This window comes from Rhodocytophaga aerolata, from assembly GCF_030503435.1.
GTDB lineage: Bacteria > Bacteroidota > Bacteroidia > Cytophagales > 172606-1 > Rhodocytophaga > Rhodocytophaga aerolata.
On record NZ_JAUKPO010000055.1, the window covers coordinates 1 to 21,532 of the forward strand.

The following is a 21,532-nucleotide window of genomic DNA, read 5'->3' on the forward strand; positions in this document are numbered from 1 at the left end:
ATTTTCAATTTAAGTTATAGAAAGAGAAAGTAGTTAAAATAACTTCCCCTTTCAGGTGACTCATCACTATTTATAATACTCATTTATTAGCAGCGTATAAATTTTGAATTTGAAGCCATACGCTTACAATAAGACAAAATTCACCTGAAAGCTGGTCAATCGCTTGGACTCTATGAACATGATGATAAAGCAGCAATAGTGGTTCTATCTATTCAACCTATTGAAGTACAATTAATTATAAATATTTTACTATTTTGTTGCTATTCTAAAAAAGAAAAGATATCTTGAGAACTACTCTATAATATTTCCTACAATGTTTCTACAAATATTATTCTACCTGTTCGCTATTAACAGGTAAAATCGATCTGCACAATTTGTGAAAAGCCTTTCGCGATATGGTATTTGCCGGCCTCAAATAGCCGATTAATTTGACTGACTGATAAACTGCATTAAATTAGGTTAAAAGAGGACAAGATCTTGTCCTCTTAGAATGTTTTAGCCCTAGTAATTACAGAAAAATTTAAACAAAAACTACAAAACATTCACCCATTTATGTTCAACTGTTTATCTGCCCCACGTAAGGGAAACACTTCTGTATGCTTTCCCTTTTGTATGTATTGTTTTACCAAATCAAAACGATGCATTTTGCTTAGTTATCTTATTTTAACAGTCTTCCTGGTAACCCTTTCTTCCCTTTCCCAAGCCCAAATTGCTAAGTTTATCGGTGGGCCGCAAAGTGTTTGTGTTAACCAGCCGGTAAATTATGACTCTGGCCCCGCCCTATGCGTTGAATCTTACTGGAGAGTGAAACACAATGGAGTAACTGTTCTTGATTATGGAGCTCTAGACACTCGATGTGCTCCATATGCACGCCCCTATACTACTTACCTCAACAATGTTATTGACATCCGGGTGACTCCCTCTATTTGTGCGTTATCTGGTAGAACTTATTTTTATATGTATAATAATCTTCCGATTACTTTCAAACTTCCCGGCACCTATACGATAGAAGCCATACCGAAAGGAAGAGTAGAAGGCATAGGCAGCGGATGCAATAATGCTCAGATAACAGTACAAGTTGGCCCGCAAACAATTGGCAGCACTATATCCGGGGCTACAGCTGTTGAATGTAACTTTGGTGGCACAAAAATTTATTCTGTGCCTGCAAATCCGAGTGCTACTTTTACCTGGAGTGCTGATGCTGCTTTAAATGCGGCTATGCAGTCTCAGTCTGGTAATACGGCTACCATTAAATTTAATTCTACCAGCAATACCAATGCAAGCGGCTATGTACGGGTAACGGTAACCGATTGCGGCGTCAGCACTACGCGTACCTTACTGGTTAAGCGTACAGCGCCTCCCAGCGGTATGAATGGCCCTTATAATATTTGTGTAGGAAGTTATGGGTCATTTCAGGCAGTAGACTTTTCGGGTACTAATTACAGCTGGAGTGTGTCGCCTACTTCAATTTTCAGTATCAATCCGAATGGGTCTAACGCTTCTGTAAACGCATTCGGAGAAGGAAGCGGCGTGGTTATACTCAATTATAACAGGCCCTGCGATAACTTGTATATGACAGAGCGGAGAGGGATTTATGCGTCCAACTGCGGCTATAGTATGGCCGCTGATACAACTACTACTACGCTGATGGTATCGCCAAACCCGGCCACCGACGAAACCCAAGTCAGCTACTCGGAAACGACAACAGACTATCCGGTAAAAATCCGTAACTCTTTCAATAAAGTAGTAGCGGCAGGAACCCTGCGGAATGGTAAATTTCGGGTAAATACTCGTCACCTGCCTGCCGGAATTTATATAGTTACCTTGGAAGACAAAGAGCGTGGGGTAATCAGTGTACGAATGGTAAAAAATTAGTGGAAAATATGAAAGCACAGCAGCCGGTTCTAACCAGCTGCTGTGCATATTATGTATGAGAAACATTTCTTATTTAGTTCATACAATTCTTTTAGCCGTTTTTGTTTTGCTAGGACAAAGCCGGGTTTTTGCGCAAAAAGAAGGCAATATATGGTATCTAGGAAAGCTAGGCTATGGCCTGGATTTTAACAGCACGCCTGCTGGTATATTAAAGGATGGTGCATTGCAGAATGGTGTAAACGGACAACCGTTTACAATGGCCGATCCGTGTGGAAACTTATTATTTTACTCGGATGGTCATAGAGTATTTAACCGCCAACATAGAGTAATGCTAAACGGAGATAGCTTAGCCGGCGGCTATTCATTTCAAACGGTAGTAGCCGTTCCGCACCCCTCAGATGATTCTTTGTATTATTTGTTTACCCAGAATATAAGACCTTTATCCATTCCGCCTTATTCGGCCTTGTATTATTCAATTATTGACATGCGGCTGGACAAGGGCTTGGGGGGCGTTGCAAGAAAAAATACATTTCTTTACCAGACCAACGGGCAATCCCTAACAGCTATCAGACATGCAAATGGCCAGGATTACTGGATAGCAACGGTAGAAGCTGAAACTAACCGGTTTGTGGCTTATCTGGTAAACAAAACTGGTCTGCAAACTTCACCTGTGGTCAGCCAGATTCCCTATACCTTTATTTATACCCGTATACTCAGAGCATCACCTAATGGAAAATTTATTGCCACCAATACTTTTACAGGCCTCCCTGGATCCCCGGAGTGTACTTTGTTTGATTTTAATGATGCAAGCGGCCGCATTACCAATACCCGGCTCCTGCCTATAAAAGATGATTATGGCTGGGCAATGGAGTTTTCGCCTGATAGCCGCAAACTTTACTGGATTATGCCTGCTAGCCTGCAAAAAAACCAGATTGCTCAATTTCAGATAAGTGGAGAGAGTGGGGAAGACATAGCGGCTACCAGGTACAATATAGCTCTCTCGCAAGGAAAAAACCACACTGATTTGCGGCTGGCCCCGGACGGAAAAATATATACTATTGCTGGGGAAACCCTAATGGATGCCATAGAAAACCCTAATGCACTAGGCAACGGACTAATGTACCGCCAGGGTATTTATCCTATTAGCACGTATCTGTTTTTGCCAAATAACATTGCCGGCTATAATCAGGGTAAGCAGCAGGATTTTACTGCTTCGCCAGTATGCGATGGGGAGCAGGTGCAATTTGAGGTAAAACTTAATTATAAAGCGAAAGAGTGGCTTTGGAATTTTGGTGATCCGGCTTCTGGAGAAAATGATACATCTACTCTGGCTAATCCTTTACACCGGTTTTCTGCGCCGGGCACCTACCAGGTAAAACTCATTATCCGAGACCGTTGCGGAGAGTTGGATACATTACAAAAACCAGTCGTGATTTACCCAAAGCCAGTGGTAAACCTTCCGGAAGAAGCTATAGAAAAATGCTTTACTGACGTGCCGCTTACTTTTTCAGTGGAATTTCTGCCTTATACCAGTTACCGATGGAACACAGGAGATACTACTAGAAGTATTCAGGTTAATCAGACAGGCTGGTACAAAGTAGAAGCTTATAATCCTTGCGGCAACAGCCGTGATAGTGTATATCTACAGGTAATTCCGGAAGTCAAAGCTTATTTACCCGATGACACCATTGTGTGTGAAGGCAACTTCACTGTATTGGATGCCTTAAACCCAGGGGCTGCCTACCTGTGGAATACCGGGGAGACTACACAACAAATACAGGTAGATAAGCCTGGGAAGTACTATGTAGAAATCCACAACCGTTGTAGTGTATCGGTAGATACAGCTAACCTGGTGTTTATCAAAGAAGAGATAGGTGCGTTCATCCCGAATGTATTTACGCCCAACAGCGATGGAGTAAATGATACATTCAGTATGCATGTGCTTAATACGCCTGCCTACAGTCTTACTATTTGTAATCGGTGGGGTAAACCTGTATTCTACTCCTCTAATCCCTTTGATGCGTGGGATGGAAGGGCAGATGGCGGACAGGTTATAGCGGGTGTATATTTTTGGTTTGTTACTGCCACCGATTGCCGGGGAAATCCGGTTACTTACCGGGGTACAGTTAGTCTGCTGCAGTAAAAAATGCCGTGGGCATTCCGATTAATTTTAACAACTTAATTTAACTATCCTTATTATATGAAAACGTATGTACTTATCTTTTTACTTGTGGCTATGCCTTTGTTGATAATGGCACAAAGCTCAACTTTTTCGAGGCAAGAAGCGTCTGTTGCTGGAAGATGGCAAGTGGGGGTTACTGTAGAAACGATTCCTTTTGAGCCAGCTTCATCTAAGATAGGTATAGCCGGTTTAGCAGGCTATCACATCAGTCCACATTTTTCATTACAAACAGGGTTTACCCTAACCAATCTGCAACAAAGATCTACTTTAATGTTTCCTGCTACTATTACCTGGGGCAATTATACAGGTTCCGTAAATGCATTTGATTACATGCCCGGATTCTATATGCCTGTTTCTTTACAATACACTTTTTTAAAACCCTTCCGCCGCTTACAGCCGTATCTTGTGCTTCGTAGCCATTTTTATTTTGCACACATCCGGCAGGCTATTGGCACTTATGAGAATAGTTCGCTAGTAGATCAACAGATAGCACCTACACAGAGTACTTCAGGATTTGGAATAACCTCAGGCGTAGGCATACAGTATAGAATCATAAATCGATTTACGGTTTTTGGAGAGGTTTCCTTAGGCCGTACTTTTCAGAAAAACAGCAATCATTCTTCTGTACACTTACAAGACAATACTAGTTTCGTTGCCCCAGGAAGGATGGGTATAGTTTATACCTTCAGGCAAAAAAGATGAGTAAAACGCTGTTATCCTGTATGCTAATAGAATTAATTATTTCTATTTCACCTTTGCTGCTTCTGCCAAAACGCTCTAGCAAGCACCGATTAGTAGGTATCCTTCTGGTGAAATAACTGTTATGACTCTGAATGAAGGGGTATTTGTTGCTCCTGCCAATGAGTGGATAATAATTAAATTAGGTGGTTGCTGAGTTGGGAGAACAAACGCTTCTTAATATTCTCCAGATACTCATAACAATTGTTTCTCTGCTTGATAAAACTGACCGGCAAGCTGAAGATTCATATCTTCTATCATTATTCTCATATTTGCTGACAAAAAATTAACATACCCAAGTGAAGATCAAATGGCAATTGTTTATCTTCCTAAGGTAAATCATTTAAAATAGAAAAGGTGAGTTTATAAAGCTCTCTTATTTAGTAATGTTCCACATTTCTTCTTTTGCATCTTAAGCATGGAGGCAAATCAATTACGCTAAGCAACTAATTTTTTAGTTGATTAGCGTAGTTATCACTTTCAAGATAAAAAAAGGAAATGAAGTTACTGCTGAACAAACAAAACAAGCCAGGGAAATTGGCACTTTTTATAAGGAGTTAAATTAACTTCCCCTTGGCGAAACTTTGCATATGGATAAGGGGGAATAATATAGCCTTAGAGGATCTTTTTCCCCTTTAGCCCAGATTTAATATTTTCCGCAATGTCAAAGGACATTAATAGGCTTCATATTTCATATAGAGCATAACTGAATATGGCTAACCTGCACCGTGGCCTCATGCTTAGGATTTGTGCGTTCAGCGGCCCGATGACAGGCTTAGCTAAGGGAGTGTGTTCATGCTCTTTATTATTTCTCTTTAGCTCTTTCAATAATTGATTGTATAAAACTTTTTGCTTTGATTTCCTTCAATTGTGCATACTTTTTATGGTCTTGATTTGCCTCTTGAGCTATCTGTAACTTGATTTGCTCATATTCTAGCCTTGAGTTTTCATTTTCTATCAGGAAGTTGCGAAATAATAAGTGACCCCTTAACTCCTTACTGTGAATAGGACATACATAAAGATGATGAGTAATAAAATCAAGTACTTTATGCTTCTGTGTTAAGAGTTGCCTTTTGAATACTTCTCTTTCCTGGATACCTTGATTTCCATTATAAAAGTAACCAATTTTCTCTAATGCTTTTTTTAACTCCTTGAAGTCCACATTGGGTTCGTAAATAACATCAATGTCGATTATCGGTTTTGCAGCTAGCTGAAGAACTGATGTGCTGCCAATATGTTCAATTGAAACATTCATACCTAAAAGCACTTCATTGATAACTTGTTTAATTTCTTTAAAGTCTTTTGCCCATTTTTCTTGATACTCTTGAATTAACATATTCCTATTTAATTTTACAACATGATACACAATGGATGGATAAGGCTAAAAAGCGGCGTGGCCTTCTGCATTGGAAATGCGAATTGGCAACCCACTGGCCGATTTAGCCGATGTGTGTGCCCGGTATGGCACAATATATTTTCAAAGAAATATACACTTATTATCCGGAGGGTGCAAGTCCCTTGTAGACGAACCTCAGATGCGCCATCTGATCGGCAGGTTCAGTTGGTAAAGCCCACTAGCAAGCGGCAAGGTGGTTTGGGTAACTCATGAACTGAAAGAAGCCGGACTGCAAACGTTGGTCCTGACGAACTGAAACGGACCTGCAACGATGTCAGCATCGGGTCCTGCATAAGAGGCCAGATATGGTGGGTAAGTAAGCACACCTTAGCAAACCCTGACCATCAAACTATATCAGGTATATGTAGCAGGTATCAATGGAAAGATACGTGTCTTACCGGGGAGACCCTATTTCCAAAAGAAGTAGGGAGTTGGCAGAGACCATAGTAGCTTTAGGAAATAAGCTGTCATAGAGAGACAGAGGTATCACAGAAAAGGTGAAGGATTTGTTGGGAGTTATACATTTATAGTTTATAAAAACTTACTAATCAGATTATACATATGTACTCTACTTCTGTTAACTTACTCAGTAAAACAGAAAATACCATGCAAGACATACTATTTGACTTCATATCAAAATATATTTCTCTGACAGAAGATGAGAAGCACGCAATCGTTTCTTTAGACATATTCCGCTTGGTGAAGAAAGGGACTATTTTACTCAAAGAAGGACAGAAATCGCCGTATGAATATTTTGTGCTGAAAGGATGCATACGAAAATATTACATCACAGATGGTGAAGAAAAAACTACGGCATTTTTTACAGAAATGGAAGGCGTAACCCCCCATTGTGCCATACATAATACTCCGTCTGAATACTTTATAAGTTGTGTGGAGGATACCATACTAACGGTTGCCCACACAGATATGGGCGTGGAATTATTTAGTAAATTTCCAAAGTTTGAAATCATGTGCAGAGTATTGTCTGAAGAACTTTTAGCCAGACAACAAATAGACTTTGATGAGTTTAAGACTTCATCACCGGAACAACGATACCTGAACTTACTGCAAAACAGAACAGACCTTATTGGGCGTGTGCCACAACACCAGTTAGCAAGTTATTTAGGTATAACACCACAATCATTGAGTAGATTAAGAGCAAGAATTATGGAGAAAAGCAAAGCCTGACTTCATTTCTTAACTTTAGTGAACGAGTTTTAGGCTATCGCCCATCTACTTTTGCAGTATCGATTAACATTAAAAAGATATGCAAAAGAAAATGGTATGGATTGTGCTTGCCATCGTGTTGGCAAGCCGTTTACCGGTGAATGCACAATACGCCAGACAAGACATCACGTACAAACGGTGGTTCGTTGGGAGCACTATATTTTTATTGGGTAATCTGGCTCCTACCAACCCACCCAACTTCTTTCAACTCAATATAGGCTATCGGCTTACAGGAAAGGATGTAATTACCTTAGAACCCAAAACCTGGAAATATGCCTGGCCGAATGGTATTCATCCACTCTTCAACAAATCGTACGGAAAGCCGGAGGAAGAATTCCCGGGGTATGTACGGGAATTTGGTATTTCAGTGGCTTACCAGCGATTCTTCTGGAAGGGTTTATATGCCGAGCTGAATGTAATGCCTAGCCGGCAAACTTTTGTAGGTAATGACGGCAAAAAAATTAGCAATGGTTTTCAGCTTTTCAACACATACCGCATTGGTTATCACATCAAACTGCTGAAGGACAGATTTTTTATTCAGCCATCCCTTGCCATTACCCACCGTGCCTATCACAGTAAACTACCTGATGGATTTAAACAGCTAGACGATAAATGGTCCAAGTTCATCTTCGGAGAACCGGGGTTTCATTTCGGATTTAATTTTTAGCCACCTCAGCAGGAAATTAACCAGATACCCTTCAGTATCCTGAATTTCCCATCAGCAGTTTCCCCTGTTCAAGAATTGGTCTTTCCTGGAACATTCCATCGCAGCCAATTCTGTCCTGTGAGCAGGCCGGATTTACAAGACGTTGAAAAAACATGCTGGGAAAACTGCATAGAAACAACCTTTGAAAAATAAAACACACAATTTATATGAAAAAGAAAATTAACCTAATCACTCGCTTAAGTGTACTGGTGCTGACCACACTATTTTTACATGCCTGCAACAAATCAGATGATCCTAGCCCGTCTTTTCCTAAAAATGTAACAGTAGAATATAAAATATCCGGTACGGGCCTTAGTAAAGTAGAAATAGTAAGATACACCAATGCAACCGGTGGCACTACTAGTTTGTCAGAAATAAGCATTCCATTTTCAGTGTCATTCAACCGCATGACAGATGCTGGAGATGATCTGGTTCTATCTGTTTTGCATAGCATCCCTTCATCTACAGAGCCCCTTTCTGTTAAGCTGGAAATTTATGTGGATAATAAGTTAGTGGAAACAGAAACCTATGAAGGAAGCGGTAGAGTTAGCGGTGCGGTTGTACATATCTTTTAATTAATGATTATGGAAAATTTTAAATTTTTAACCATTCATAAAAAAATAGGATGAAAATATTGAAGACATCAATGGCTATTCTTTGTTTTGGTTTTTTCCTGCTCTCTTGTGACAAAGAAAAATCCATTACCGAGCCCGGCAATTTAGTACCGAAAACAGTCATGGAAGACCCAACAATCCCTTCAGTCAATATAAATGGAGCTAAGCTGCATGCGCAGGCTTTTGGCCCGGCCGATAGTACACTGATCGTATGTCTTCATGGGGGTCCCGGAGCAAACTTCCGTTACATGCTCAACTGCAAAAGTCTGGCAGATAAAGGGTATAGGGTTATTTTTTACGACCAAAGAGGCTCTGGTCTATCTCAACGCTTTCCTGGCGGGTGGTATAAAAATCAGGGTGCAAAGGCTATTGAAAAGACCTTTTATGATGACTTGAAAGCGATCCTTCATCACTACAAAACTCACCCCAACCAGAAAGTGGTTTTGTTAACGCAATCCTGGGGCTCAATGCTTGGAACCGGGTATGCCGGAAAGTATCCCGATGACATTGACGGATTAATTTTAGCCGAACCCGGAGGCTTGAAATGGGAGGATGTTTTGGAGTATGTGGGAAAAACAAGGTCATTAGGATTATGGAGCGAAACACTAAATGATGCCGCATACACAGACCAGTTTCTGACAGGGAAAGAAAACCAGCACGAAATACTTGATTATAAAATGGCACAGTTGTCGGCAGCAAATACGGTGGTAGGAGATATTAAATCAACCCTGGGACCTAATGGCATCTATTACCAATCAGTTCGTGATGGGGCAGTAATTAGTTCGGCCATGTTTGAAATCGGCGAAAAGTATAAGCCTGATTTTTCTGAGCAAATTGCCCGGTTTCAGAAAAAAGTACTCTTTTTTTATAGTAGTAATAACAAAGCCTACCCGGATAGCTGGGCACAAAAGATTATGCTCGTGTATCCTAATAAGGACGTTTTTAAAGTACAGGGAGTGGGTCACTCGGGTATGCTGGACCAGATAGATACTTGGACAACTGTAACAGAACCCAAAGTACTCCAATACCTCAATAGCCTGTAAACCCACAAAAACGTTTTAACAAATGAAGAAAGTAACTATCATCCTAATTTTTATAGCTTTTGTTTTTTGCCTGCCAAAAGTAAATGCGCAACTAATTAACTGGAATACAATGGGCAGCACCCAACACATAATAAACGCCAATGTCGGATTAGATTATTCTGTGTCGTATGGGATAGGCTATGGCTATAAGCCCAATACAAAGCTTCCCATTATCATGGATGCTAATTTTTCTATGCCTTCCGGTAAAACGCTTTTTGATGATTTCAAAACAAAAATTGGCGGGCAAATGCTGCTTCTGGATATATCTAACTTTAGGGGTGCCCTAGCCCTATATGGCATGTACAGAAGGCAAGAAACTGAACTGGTGAGACTTCAAAATTTTGGCAGTGATATGAAAGCGACATTCGGCTATTACAAATCAAAATGGTTTGTAGCGGCTGAAGCAGGTTTTGACAAAGCAGTTGTTACGCATTTTAAGCACTCTCAAGCCTTCAGAGAGAAGGTGTATGCGGATGTGGCTGACGGATGGTACGAGCCTGCTACCGGGGGTAATTTTTCCTACGGCTTACAAACAGGTTATTCTTTCAAAAAGACAGACTTGACACTTGCTCTTGGGAAGAGGATTTCGCAAGATTTTAAGACGGCCCCCTTTCTTCCATTGTATGTAAACCTAGGGCTAAACTACCGGTTGTCTTATCATTGATTAGGTAAGGATGTGGGAATCATAACTTTTATAAAGATAAAGGATGGGTGCCTGGGTAATGTATAGTTAAAATTTAGCGTGAACAATCCTAACCAATCAGACATTGAAAGCAGTTATTTGTACAAAATACGGGCCGCCAGAGGTATTAAAAATTCAGGAGGTTGCCAGGCCTACACCCAAAGAAAAAGAAATACTGGTTAAAATTATGGCAACGGCTGTCAACTCAGGGGATGTAAGAGTAAGAAGCCTTGCCGTGGAGGGATGGATGAAATGGATGATGCGGATGGTTTTGGGATTTTCCAAGCCAAGAAAATCCATATTAGGAACTGTTTTTTCCGGGGTGGTCGAGGGGGCCGGAAATAAGGTGTCAGAATTTAACCCGGGAGACAAAGTATTTGGCATGACTGGTTTTAATTTTGGCTCGTATGCGCAATACATAGCTGTCCATCAGAACAGTAACGTCATGAAAATGCCCCAAAATGCTACCTATGAAGAAGCCGCCGCTATTATTTTTGGCGCACAAACGGCCATCTATTTTTTGGAAAAAGCAAAAATAGCCCAACAGGCAAATCCAAAAGTTCTGATTATCGGTGCAACCGGTTCGGTGGGTGTAGCCGCTATACAAGTGTGTAAACACTATGGCGCACAAATCAGTGTGGTATGTAGTTCGGAGGGCAGTCATTTGATGAAAGAATTGGGTGTTTCAGATATCATTCTATACGACAAGGCAGATTTTACTTCTCATACTGGTAGATTTGATATGGTATTTGATGCGGTTGGGAAAACCACAAAGAAGCAATGTAAAAAACTCTTGTTAAACGGCGGTGTATATAAAACCGTGGGCGGAACAGAATATGCTTCTGAATCTAAAAAGCAGTTGGCATTAATTAAGGAGCTTTTTGAAAATGGCAAACTTAACGCAGTAATTGATAAGACCTTTTCCATGGATAACATAGTAGACGCACACAGGTACGTTGACAAGGGAAGAAAAAAAGGAAATGTGGTGGTTAGAATAAGTCCCTAGCAGGCACCTAGCAAAAAGCAGGCTCATTACTGGCAGGTAGTTTTGTACTTCGAAATCCACCTCCGTGCCTGGCACCCAAGCATAAGTAACCTTTATACCTACACCATCAACCATAGATTGATTCAATAACTGATGACACCTGAAGAGCAAATTATTGACTGTGAAAAAAGACTTTTAGAAGCAATAAAAACCAGTGACCTCAAGGTTCTTAACCAGCTTTTACACGAAAGTTTACTTTTCAATATTCCAACAGGGCAAACGATTACAAAGCCCATGGATATGGAGATGTACCGTTCAGGCAGTATGAATGTGCATCACATTTCGGCAACAGACCAGACGGTAAGGATTATTGAAAATATTTCCACTGTCGCCGTTACCCTCACGTTAAAGGCAACGTATGCCGGGCAAATCATTGATGGAAAGTTCAGGTATTTACGGGTATGGAAACGCTTCAACGATTCATGGCAGGTGATTGCAGGAAGTGGATGTCTTATTCAATAACCGGTATCCAGATATTACCTAACCACTGGAACGTATATACACTGTATGATTACATATCTAAATCTTGAGAAATTTTCCCTTGCATCAGGTGGCATTTTTTTAGCTCTACTGCTCATTCTGATACACCTCTATCTGAATTTTATGCCCGCAATGCAGATGTCTTAAAAGTTCATGTAAATCCCGGTAGTATGTTTTCCCATATTGTTCTTTTTGCAGGTAGCTTGTTTTTTGAATGAACTACAAATCAGTAAAATGGGTAAACCGAGGGATAATCTCTTGCCATCAATTATATTCGTGCAAATCTCCTGTTCTGTGAAGTACTTCAAAAAGATACTTACCCATAGTCTCCTTTGCTTACCCTGTTTGATTGGTGTGTTTGCCTGTATGGTTTTTTATCCTTTACCCCAAATAGCTTTAGATGAGCAGGCTTTCCATGTCTATCTGATAAAGAACATTTCAGTGATTGACCTTGAAAATGACACCATTTTGCCTGCCAGGAACATTCTCGTTGAGGGCAATTTCATTAGATCAATATCCCAAAATGAACCTGAAGTACTTCCAAACCGGCAAATCATCGATGGCTCAGGAAAATTTCTCTTGCCCGCACTCTGGGATATGCATGCGCACCTGATGCATCTTTCACCCGCCATCGCCTATCCCCTCTTTGTAGCCAGTGGTGTTACCCATATAAGGGATATGCGGGGGGCCATTAACAACAGAGATTTGTTTGCCAGCTCGGTTAGCCTGACCAAAGAGTGGAATGCTGCCGTGCAAGAGGGAAAACTCATTGGGCCGTGGGTTCACAGTTACTCTTCGTTTGCCGTTGAAGGGCCCCACCCTATGTTTAAAAGGTCTCCACATTATTTCAATTGCTCCAATGGGCAGGAAGCCAAAATGCTGATTGGACATTTGAAAGCCCATGAATTTACACAGGTAAAGATTTACAACAATATTCCCCGCCAATCCTTTTTCGCCCTGGCAGCCCAGGCAAAACTGGCTAGTCTGGATGTGGTTGGGCATAAACCCTATAGCGTAAGTGCCATTGAAGCCTCGAATGCAGGAATGAAAAGTTTGGAACATGCTAAATTTCTGCTTTGGGAAAGCTTTTCCGGCGCAGATCAGGTAGTAGTTACAGCTAATGCGGGAAAAATTGACAATACCCATTTCAGGAAAAGATTGTTAGCTGAGCATGATACAGTGAAACTAGGGCAGATCCTGGAAACCTTGGCAAAAAACCGTACCTGGTATTGCCCCACTCACCTGACGCGAAAAGCCGATGCCTATGCAGACAACGCGAGATTTAGAAAAAGGTATGAGCAGATAAACCCCATCTTGCGGTTCTTATCTTTTGAGGACTTAGACGCCACAATAAGTGAAGATAGTTCAGCTGATGGCAGACAAATCTACATGGACTTTTATCTGAAAAGTTCTCAGGTTAGCTATCAGGCCTACAGACAAGGGGTGAAAATACTTGCCGGTTCGGATGTTCCCGAGTTGCCCGGCTCCTCCTTACATGAGGAATTAGAGGAACTCTCTCTGGCTGGATTACCCCCCTTTGAAGTATTAAGAACAGCTACCCTCTACCCGGCTCAATATTTTAATCTTCAAAGTCAGTATGGAAGCATTAAGGAAGGAAAAGTGGCTGACTTGATTATTCTTAACACAAATCCTGTATCTGATGTAGGCCATACCCGAAATATCAGTGCGGTTATCTTTAATGGAAACTACATTGGGGAAGCCCAAATAGAAGCGCTTATTTCTCAAACGAACAAATTATCCAACGGGATACTTGTATCTGCAAAACTTCTATGGGCCATGCTTCTTACGATGACTATTTAACAATAAATGCTCTAGCAAGAATCCGATGGAGGAAAATCTGGCTTATTTTTATAGCTATGTTTGTTTTGCTAAAGTGTAAGGCCCCCAGTTTTTCGGACAGAAGCCAAGTAGAAAACTTATACGGTTTAAGGTTCTCTGCTTTTCTTTTGAGTTTCAGGAAAGGGGGAATTAATTTATACAGGCTATCAGTTAAGTAATCGTGAAATAAATATCGGGTTAGGTATTTACTTAGCTTCACTACTAAAGTTTTTCAATGTAGTATTCACCTACTCTTTCACATATATACTGTTAGCGGGGTGCGTGGTCTTTAAGAGGACCTGCTTAATCGCATCGAGGGAAAGTGCTGGTTGTTCTACCCAAAGAAAGTTATAAGTAACAGCATTATTTCATCTTTGATAGTGACACCAGAGAGATAAATCATTAGATTACAATTCTCTTGTCTTAAGCCTATGCACAGAGCTTTTAAGTTTTAATTTTATATTTTAGCAACGTATCTATGGAAATGTATTACAAAAGAAAAGGCTCTGGTAAACTGCTTTTACTCATTCACGGTATTGGTAGTAGTCATCGCTCCTGGAACAGGATAATCGATGGCTTGGCCGCAGAGCGAGAGGTAATCGCCATAGACTTGCCAGGTTTTGGCGACTCCAAACCCTTACCTGGAGAAGTTTCTATCGGCACACTAGCTGATGCAGTGACTCTTTTCCTTGAGGAAAATAACCTGATTGGCATAGATGCCGTGGGTAGTTCGATGGGTGCCCGATTAGTACTTGAACTCGTTAGACGGGGTGGCGTGCTGGGAAGCGTGATATCACTTGATCCGGGAGGATTCTGGCGAGGATGGGAGGTGCCTTTTTTCTATCACTCTGTACGACTATCTGCCCAGCTGGTGAAGGGATTACAACCTGTTTTACATCAATTGACTGGTAATACCATTAGTCGCAGTTTGCTTTTTGCCCAATTTTCATCCCGTCCCTGGGCACTCCCTTCGCAGGTGGCATTGGATGAACTGCGCACTTTTGTACCTACCAATACCTTTCGTGAATTACTCTATAACCTAGCCTATGGAGAAAAACAAAGAGGGCTTCCGGTAGGAGCTGCCAGGCAACCACTTGTAATTGGCTGGGGTAAGCAGGACCGGGTTTGCTTGCCTGGACAAGCAAATAGAGCTTTGCGTTTATTTCCAGATGCCAAACTGCATTGGTTTGCCACCAGTGGCCATTTTCCTCAATTAGATGTTCCTCTGGAAACCACCCGTTTAATTTTAGAGGTAACCGGAGGCATCTATCAGCCCCAAGGTAAAGAAGCTCCTGTGGGGGTAGAACAAAATAAGGAATTATCTCCTCTGTTATTTGCAAGCATTGCTGTTATGATTGGACTCGGCTTATTGTTTGCATTTGGTTCTTCCAGAGAAACACAAGTAAGTGTATAATATTCACTTAACACTACTTACATATACTATGGTAATACACCACTAAAAGCAGAAAGGAGTAGCTTTATCCCTTGAGTATATAAAGCTACTCCTTTTCCTGCCTGGATTCTAAAGTAAGGAGCCTATCTAGTCATCCTTGATTACAAGGACAGAATCCCTTATCTGACTGGACTTTGTTTTACCTGTTTAAGGTTTCAACACCCCTTTCACGCAATTGTCTTCTTTCTTATTGGGTATATCATACATGTTGGAAGCTTCACTCAAAGGTACTTTATGGGTGATAATGTCATCAAATACCACTTTAGCTTCCTATACTAAGGTAATGAGTTTATCAATACTGGACTTCCCGAAAAAAGTGGACACTACGTTAAGAACGATTGTAAGTTTGCATCTAAATGCATATCTAAAGTGATAGTAACTTCCCCTTTGAGGTAACTCACCATTACTTTTTTTTACTTTTTCTCTGTCAGTAAAAGAGGCGGCATGACACTCTTTATCTAGAAATCAGCAACCATCTCATGATTTCACCTTACTAACTATTAACTGCAAAACTTTGCTTAATCCCATTCTGAATCCGTTCACGATAAAGTTAATCAATATTTTTTAACTATGTCACTTATTTGAGACATATTACATATATTTGTGTCATGACTGATGTTAAACTTAAAATTATAGCTGCTGCCGTGAAATGCTTTCGGCTCAACGATTCAGCTACTTTAGAGAAGGTTGCTCAAGATGCCGAGGTGTCCCGCAGAACGCTGCATCGATATTTTAAAGATCGCCAGGACTTACTTGACTCTTGCAAAAATGAGATGCTCGATAGATGTAACAAGGCGATGAATGAAGCCTATGCAAGTGATAACGAGCCAATAAAAAAGGTAAGGAATATGTTATTTGCTGCCATTGAGCAAGGAGCTAATTATTCGTTCGTCAAAAGAATCTATGAGCGCAGTAGCTTTTCAGAGGTAGATAGTAAAAAAGAATTTGAATCTGATAACGTTAAATCGAAATGGTTAAAAATCATCCAGGATCTTCAAAAGCAGAAACGCATTAACGATGAGCTAACGCTGCCCTGGATTTTTAATTTGTTCGGATCAATCATTGAGACTTCCATTTATGCTGTTGAGTCGGGGGATGTTGCCAGGAATGATAGTAAGAAGTTTGCCTGGACTTCCTTTAAAGGGGCCATCGGATTAAACGAATAAATCTATATATATATGAATCAATACTCAACTGAAAATCTGATTAAAAAAATACCGGGTTTCATTAGTTCCTTTCAAAAAGTCAATAACCTAACTCTTCACTATGTGATCGGAGGAAGTGGAGAACCCTTGCTATTATTGCCGGGCTGGCCTCAAACCTGGTGGTCTTACCGCTATATTATGCCTCTCTTAGCTGAAAAGCATACCGTAATTGTGGTTGACTTGCGGGGAATGGGGGATAGTGATAAGCCTGTAGAAGGATATACCAAGAAGCATATGGCCAGCGATATCAAGGAATTGGTGGCTGCCTTAGGTTATGAAAAGGTAAATGTGGCTGGGCATGACATGGGTGGCAATGTTGCGTATGCCTTTGCGGCCAATTATCCGGAAAAAGTCAAAAAACTGATTCTTTTAGACACCCCGCCTCCCGATGAGAATATGTACCGGCTACCCATGCTGCCCGTAGGAGCGCCTGTATATCCCTGGTGGGTAGCCTTTAATCAGGTAAACGACTTGCCCGCCCAACTGCTGGAAGGACGATTTGGCTTGTTGTTAGATCATCTGTTGGATAAGCTGCTTGTTACCCAAGAGGCGATCAATGCCTTTGACCGATCTGTATATATCCACCACTATAATGACAAAGAAAGCATACGAGCTTCCAATGCCTGGTATCAGGCGTTCTGTCAGGATATCTCAGACCAAAAGAGTTATTCAAAAATTGAAAATGTAACTAAAGGGATTGCCTCACCGGCAAGTTTTGGCATCTTGGAGAATTTTTTATCTGGGCATGTCCTTAAGTATGAAATGAAGGAAATAGAAGGATCGGGACATTTCATTCAGGAAGAGAAACCAGAGGAAACCGCAAAAGCAATCCTGGATTTCTTAAAATAGCTTTAGCTAATATTTAACTAAAGACTACCAAGTAAAAATGGCCTAACCTCAAAAAATGAACACTAGGTTAATAGCAATTGTAGGTTGTCAGCTGAATAAGTAGCTAAAGTTGTAATGAAGTAACTCAAAATACCCCTTTCCAGTAACACATAATAGTTGCCCTGGTAAGTACTATTATGAAGCTTGCCTAAGCAAGAAGGAGGAGCTTTATTTGTAGTTAGGTGGGATCCATTTTTCTTAATTGGATGCAGAATAGGCTACTTACTCATTGCGTAAAGCGTGTACCGGATTGATGAGCGCCGATTTAATGGTTTGATAGCTCATGGTCAGGAGAGTAATCACTAACACACTTGTACCAGCTACAACAAAAATCCACCATGTAATGGTTGTCCGGTACTCGAAATTCTCTAACCATTTATAGATAAAATAATAGGCAAGCGGAGTAGCGATCAGAAAGGCAGTGAGCACCAGCACTATAAAGTCTTTCGATAATAAAGCCCACAGATGAAAGGTATTGGCACCTAGTATTTTTCTTACGCCCATTTCCTTGTTGCGCTGCTCGCAAAGGAAGGAGGCTAAGCCAAAAACGCCTAGGCAAGAAATAAAAATGGCCAGAATTGTGAACAGAATCGAAAGCTGACCGATCCGCTCTTCCGTATCGAATTTTTTAGCAAACTCTTCGTCTACAAACCCGTAATCGAATGGCTGGCTTGGATTATAGGTTTGAAATATAGCCTCCATTTGTTGCAAAGCCCCTTTAGCCGTACTTTGCGGATGTATTTTTGCCAGAACATAACTAGCTTCTTCCCCTAACAAGTGATAAAAAGTAGGCTTCACCTTCTTATAAGGCGATTGACTAATCACATCTTTCACTACGCCCACGATCTGATAGGGTTCATTATACCACAGAAGCGATTGTCCAATGGGATTTTTCAAGCCTATCAATCGTATAGCAGATTCATTTAAAATAACTGATTTGGAATCGCTTGTAAAGTCTTTGGCAAAATCCCGTCCGGCTAAAAGTTGCCATCCGATGGTGGCTCCATATTCATAGGATATACCAATGTTGGCAAAGTCCGCCACCAGATTAGGGTCTTTTCCGGGCCAGTCAACGCTGTTTCTGGTGGCCCAGATCTGGGTAAGTGGACTATTTGTTTCACAAACTTGCAGGATAGCACCGGTCTGGAGTAATTTATTTTTGACTACTTCAAAATGCTGGTGCACGTCAAGGCCGGTTTGTAGAATAGCTACTAATCCACTCGTATCATAGCCGATAGGGCGGTTCTTGGCAAATTCTATCTGGTGATACACCCCAATGGTAGCATTAATCATCAGCATAGAAACTGTAAACTGAATGATTACCAGTATTTTCCTGGGTAAGGAAGTATAGCTGCCCGTACGAATATTTCCTTTCAATACTTGCTCGGGACGAAAAGAGGAAAGATACAATGCCGGATAGGTGCCTGCGGCAAAACCTGTAAACAAGCTAAAACCAATGGCTAATGCCCAGAACAGAGGCTCGGACCACAACAGGTGTATATCTTTACCGGCGATTTGATTGAACCAAGGCAGTGAAAGCCAGAGCAAAAGGAAAGAAAGTATACAGGCAAAACTCACCATGATAAAAGATTCGCTGTAAAACTGTAAAATCAATCCTATTCGAGATGATCCGACAGCTTTGCGAATGCCTACTTCTTTTGCTCTTTTTTCACTGCGGGCGGTAGAAAGATTCATAAAGTTGATACAAGCCAGCAGCAACACAAAGCAACCAATCAGGCCAAATAAATACACATATTCTATTCGCCCGCCTGTATTCAACCCATCTCTGAATTGCTCTTGTAAATACCACTTATCCATTGGGTGGAGAAACAAGGCAGGCTTACTTTTAGCTAGTTTCTTAGGAACATGAGGTAGCGAAGCATCTTTTATTTTTAATGAAATATTATCAATATCTGCACGACTATTTACCTGTGCATAAATCTGGAAAGCATTCACACGCCAGGGATTAGCCAGTTCTTTTACCCAGGGATTCAGGTTATAGTACAGTTGCCAGGGGGCTATAAAAGATACTTCATGAAAACTGGAACTGGCAGGAAAATCTTCATACACCCCTGTCACTTTTATGGCAATGCTATCATCCAGTTGTATGATTTTACCGAGTGGATCTGTATAGGTAAAGAGGCTTTTTGCCAGGGAAGCAGAAAGAATAATGGATGTTGGCTCATCGAGAGATTGTGCATTTCCTTTGAGTAATTTTACACTGAGTATGTCAAGGGCTTGTGGTTCAAAATAAGTCCCCTGCTTTGTGAATGTATTGTTCTTATACCTTAACACATTCATTACATCACTCATTGCCAGTGCCACCTGCTTAAAATCGCTTCCATACTTATTTCTAAGTTCTTCAGCCAAGGGATACGGCACGCTTTCTAGGGTTTGTATCGCTCCATTGTCAGAAAGGTTTTGCATGACTTTTACAATCCGCTCATGCTTGGTATGATAGGTATTGAAAGCAAATTCATCGTAGATCCATAAACCAATAAGCATGGCCACAGCCATTCCTACCGCCAATCCGCTTATATTAAGGAAGGAATATACTTTATTCCTGACCATGTTGCGCAAAGCAGTTGTGAAGTAATTTCGTATCATATCAAAATGAATTTGCAACCAGAAATGGAATAGAAAGTTAAGCATAAACGGCAATTTATTATTCCTACCGATGAGCCAAATAAGATCACTGCCCAAAATAGTTTAACTCCCCCTTTGGGTTTATTAATAGTAAGAGATCATTTATAGCTTAGTAGCAATATTTTTAAGGTGTGTTCTCAAAACCCTTTTATCTCAAGGTTTACCTGCATACGTTTTTAGTAACAGTTTAGCTTCTTGAGGGGTTAGTAGTGAAACACACCCATGGCGGGCTTCAGATGGAAAACTTACCTTTTCTTCCACCCTCCAGGTAAGCAAATCAGAAGAGTAAGAGGCACCAAAACGATTTGTCATACAATAATCATAGAGCAGTAACCATCCTTCTTTTAGCGGGTCTTCCATCACAGTTGGCCCTTCGGTGATGACCGGCACAATCTGCCCTTTGTTTAAATGACCTTCCACAATGGTGTATGGCCCCTCTAGGTTCGTAGAGGTGGCTACCCTGATGGCCCGCCTTTCACCGGTTTTGGCCCCAAATTCCTCCTCTTTGTGAAACAGATAATAAGTGCCTTTATCTTTCAGTATTGTTCCGTCAATAACTGAGTAGGAAGGGGCAAACAGTACCTTAGCAGGCGTAAATGTTTTCCAGTCTCGGGTTTTACAATACCAAAGCCGGCTCTGTTTCCAGCCTGCATCTTGAAAGGAGGAAGACCAGAATAGGATATACTCTTTTGTTTGATCATTATACAACCATTCTGGTGCCCAAATATTTCTAGCCAAGGCTCCTGCCTCATCGCGTACCTCTTTCATCAAGGGCAAAGAAGCTTCTAGTTGCCAGTTGATCAGATCTTTCGATGTGGCATACAAACAACTTGGCCCTATCTTCTCCCAATTGTCACCTCTTCCCACCCCTGTGGCTAAGATACGCCAAATCCCATCAGGACCCCGACGCACAAAAGGATCCCGCATTGGCTGCTCCCATAGGGGATTATTATTATTCAAAGGAGTCCAATTTCGTCCATCAGTAGATAAAGCCACATGCAGCTTAGCTATCAGCATCGGATCTGCTAAAGGTACCTCTACTGTATTTCCCTTCTCATCAATCTCAATTCGGGTAGGATAGCGCTGACGAAAGTAAGTCAGCATCCAGACAGGTTTATCTTTATCCGGTTTAAGTTCTTGCTTTGTCGCTACATCTTCGTGTGCTGCTTTCTTAGATTGTGCCAAAGCGCCTATGTAGCAGATAAACACTAAAAAAAATAAGGTAAATCTCATAAGCATATAATTTTACAGTGGTTTTAGATATAAAAGGTTATTATTTCCGACTGTCAAATTAGCGTTTTATCTACACCTTTTGAAAAATTATTACTTGTATTCACTCATTTGCAGGTGCTGAGGAGTCAGTACTCAATTAACTATTGATAATGCTTATCTACTCTTTTAAAGTCGTTAACCGAAAGGGGGAGTTAGCGTTACAACAATTTCCTTGAGATACGCAAAATTTAGTTTTTCTGTG

General features: G+C 40.9%; 17 protein-coding genes. 14 read left to right on the forward strand and 3 right to left on the reverse strand.

Annotated features, from left to right (window positions below):
* Positions 1-645: 645 nt before the first annotated feature.
* Genes Q0590_RS34105 through Q0590_RS34115 form a run of 3 tightly spaced genes read left to right on the forward strand, consistent with a single transcriptional unit; the run spans position 646 to position 4,759 of the window.
* Complete coding sequence (locus Q0590_RS34105) at positions 646-1,875, forward strand: T9SS type A sorting domain-containing protein (RefSeq protein ID WP_302042157.1); 1,230 nt, start codon at positions 646-648, stop codon at positions 1,873-1,875.
* 55 nt (positions 1,876-1,930) lie between these two features.
* Positions 1,931-4,018: a T9SS type B sorting domain-containing protein gene (locus tag Q0590_RS34110; protein WP_302042158.1), complete on the forward strand. Its 2,088-nt coding sequence runs from the start codon at positions 1,931-1,933 to the stop codon at positions 4,016-4,018.
* A 57-nt stretch (positions 4,019-4,075) separates the two neighbouring features.
* Positions 4,076-4,759: an outer membrane beta-barrel protein gene (locus Q0590_RS34115; RefSeq protein ID WP_302042159.1), complete on the forward strand. Its 684-nt coding sequence runs from the start codon at positions 4,076-4,078 to the stop codon at positions 4,757-4,759.
* 841 nt (positions 4,760-5,600) lie between these two features.
* Here Q0590_RS34115 and Q0590_RS34120 read toward each other — a convergent pair.
* The gene (locus Q0590_RS34120) at positions 5,601-6,131 is read right to left on the reverse strand and encodes a GrpB family protein (RefSeq protein WP_302042160.1); all 531 of its coding nucleotides are present in this window, start codon (positions 6,129-6,131) and stop codon (positions 5,601-5,603) included.
* 666 nt (positions 6,132-6,797) lie between these two features.
* Here Q0590_RS34120 and Q0590_RS34125 point away from each other — a divergent pair.
* From Q0590_RS34125 to Q0590_RS34175, 11 genes are all read left to right on the forward strand, one after another.
* Positions 6,798-7,379: a Crp/Fnr family transcriptional regulator gene (locus Q0590_RS34125; protein ID WP_302042161.1), complete on the forward strand. Its 582-nt coding sequence runs from the start codon at positions 6,798-6,800 to the stop codon at positions 7,377-7,379.
* A 79-nt stretch (positions 7,380-7,458) separates the two neighbouring features.
* Positions 7,459-8,085: a hypothetical protein gene (locus tag Q0590_RS34130; protein WP_302042162.1), complete on the forward strand. Its 627-nt coding sequence runs from the start codon at positions 7,459-7,461 to the stop codon at positions 8,083-8,085.
* A 206-nt stretch (positions 8,086-8,291) separates the two neighbouring features.
* A complete protein-coding gene (locus Q0590_RS34135) occupies positions 8,292-8,699 on the forward strand; it encodes a hypothetical protein (protein WP_302042163.1) in 408 nt (135 codons plus the stop codon).
* A gap of 50 nt (positions 8,700-8,749) precedes the next feature.
* Positions 8,750-9,781, forward strand: a complete 1,032-nt coding sequence (locus Q0590_RS34140; RefSeq protein ID WP_302042164.1) for an alpha/beta hydrolase — start codon at positions 8,750-8,752, stop codon at positions 9,779-9,781.
* Positions 9,782-9,803: 22 nt separating this feature from the next.
* Complete coding sequence (locus Q0590_RS34145) at positions 9,804-10,484, forward strand: hypothetical protein (protein ID WP_302042165.1); 681 nt, start codon at positions 9,804-9,806, stop codon at positions 10,482-10,484.
* Positions 10,485-10,587: 103 nt separating this feature from the next.
* Complete coding sequence (locus Q0590_RS34150; RefSeq protein WP_302042166.1) at positions 10,588-11,508, forward strand: NAD(P)-dependent alcohol dehydrogenase; 921 nt, start codon at positions 10,588-10,590, stop codon at positions 11,506-11,508.
* A gap of 132 nt (positions 11,509-11,640) precedes the next feature.
* A complete protein-coding gene (locus tag Q0590_RS34155; RefSeq protein WP_302042167.1) occupies positions 11,641-12,009 on the forward strand; it encodes a nuclear transport factor 2 family protein in 369 nt (122 codons plus the stop codon).
* Positions 12,010-12,393: 384 nt separating this feature from the next.
* A complete protein-coding gene (locus Q0590_RS34160; RefSeq protein ID WP_302042168.1) occupies positions 12,394-13,848 on the forward strand; it encodes an amidohydrolase family protein in 1,455 nt (484 codons plus the stop codon).
* Between the two features lie 496 nt (positions 13,849-14,344).
* The gene (locus Q0590_RS34165; protein ID WP_302042169.1) at positions 14,345-15,280 is read left to right on the forward strand and encodes an alpha/beta fold hydrolase; all 936 of its coding nucleotides are present in this window, start codon (positions 14,345-14,347) and stop codon (positions 15,278-15,280) included.
* Between the two features lie 647 nt (positions 15,281-15,927).
* Positions 15,928-16,485 carry a TetR/AcrR family transcriptional regulator gene (locus tag Q0590_RS34170; protein WP_302042170.1) on the forward strand — a complete coding sequence of 186 codons (558 nt, stop codon included), beginning with the start codon at positions 15,928-15,930 and terminating at the stop codon, positions 16,483-16,485.
* A gap of 12 nt (positions 16,486-16,497) precedes the next feature.
* Positions 16,498-17,373, forward strand: coding sequence for an alpha/beta fold hydrolase (locus Q0590_RS34175; RefSeq protein WP_302042171.1), 876 nt, complete (start codon positions 16,498-16,500; stop codon positions 17,371-17,373).
* Between the two features lie 261 nt (positions 17,374-17,634).
* Here the strand turns inward: Q0590_RS34175 and Q0590_RS34180 are convergent, their stop codons facing one another.
* Complete coding sequence (locus tag Q0590_RS34180; RefSeq protein WP_302042172.1) at positions 17,635-20,019, reverse strand: ABC transporter permease; 2,385 nt, start codon at positions 20,017-20,019, stop codon at positions 17,635-17,637.
* A 192-nt stretch (positions 20,020-20,211) separates the two neighbouring features.
* Entirely contained in the window at positions 20,212-21,291 is a 1,080-nt protein-coding gene (locus Q0590_RS34185) for a glycoside hydrolase family 43 protein (RefSeq protein WP_302042173.1), read from the reverse strand.
* Positions 21,292-21,532 lie beyond the last annotated feature (241 nt).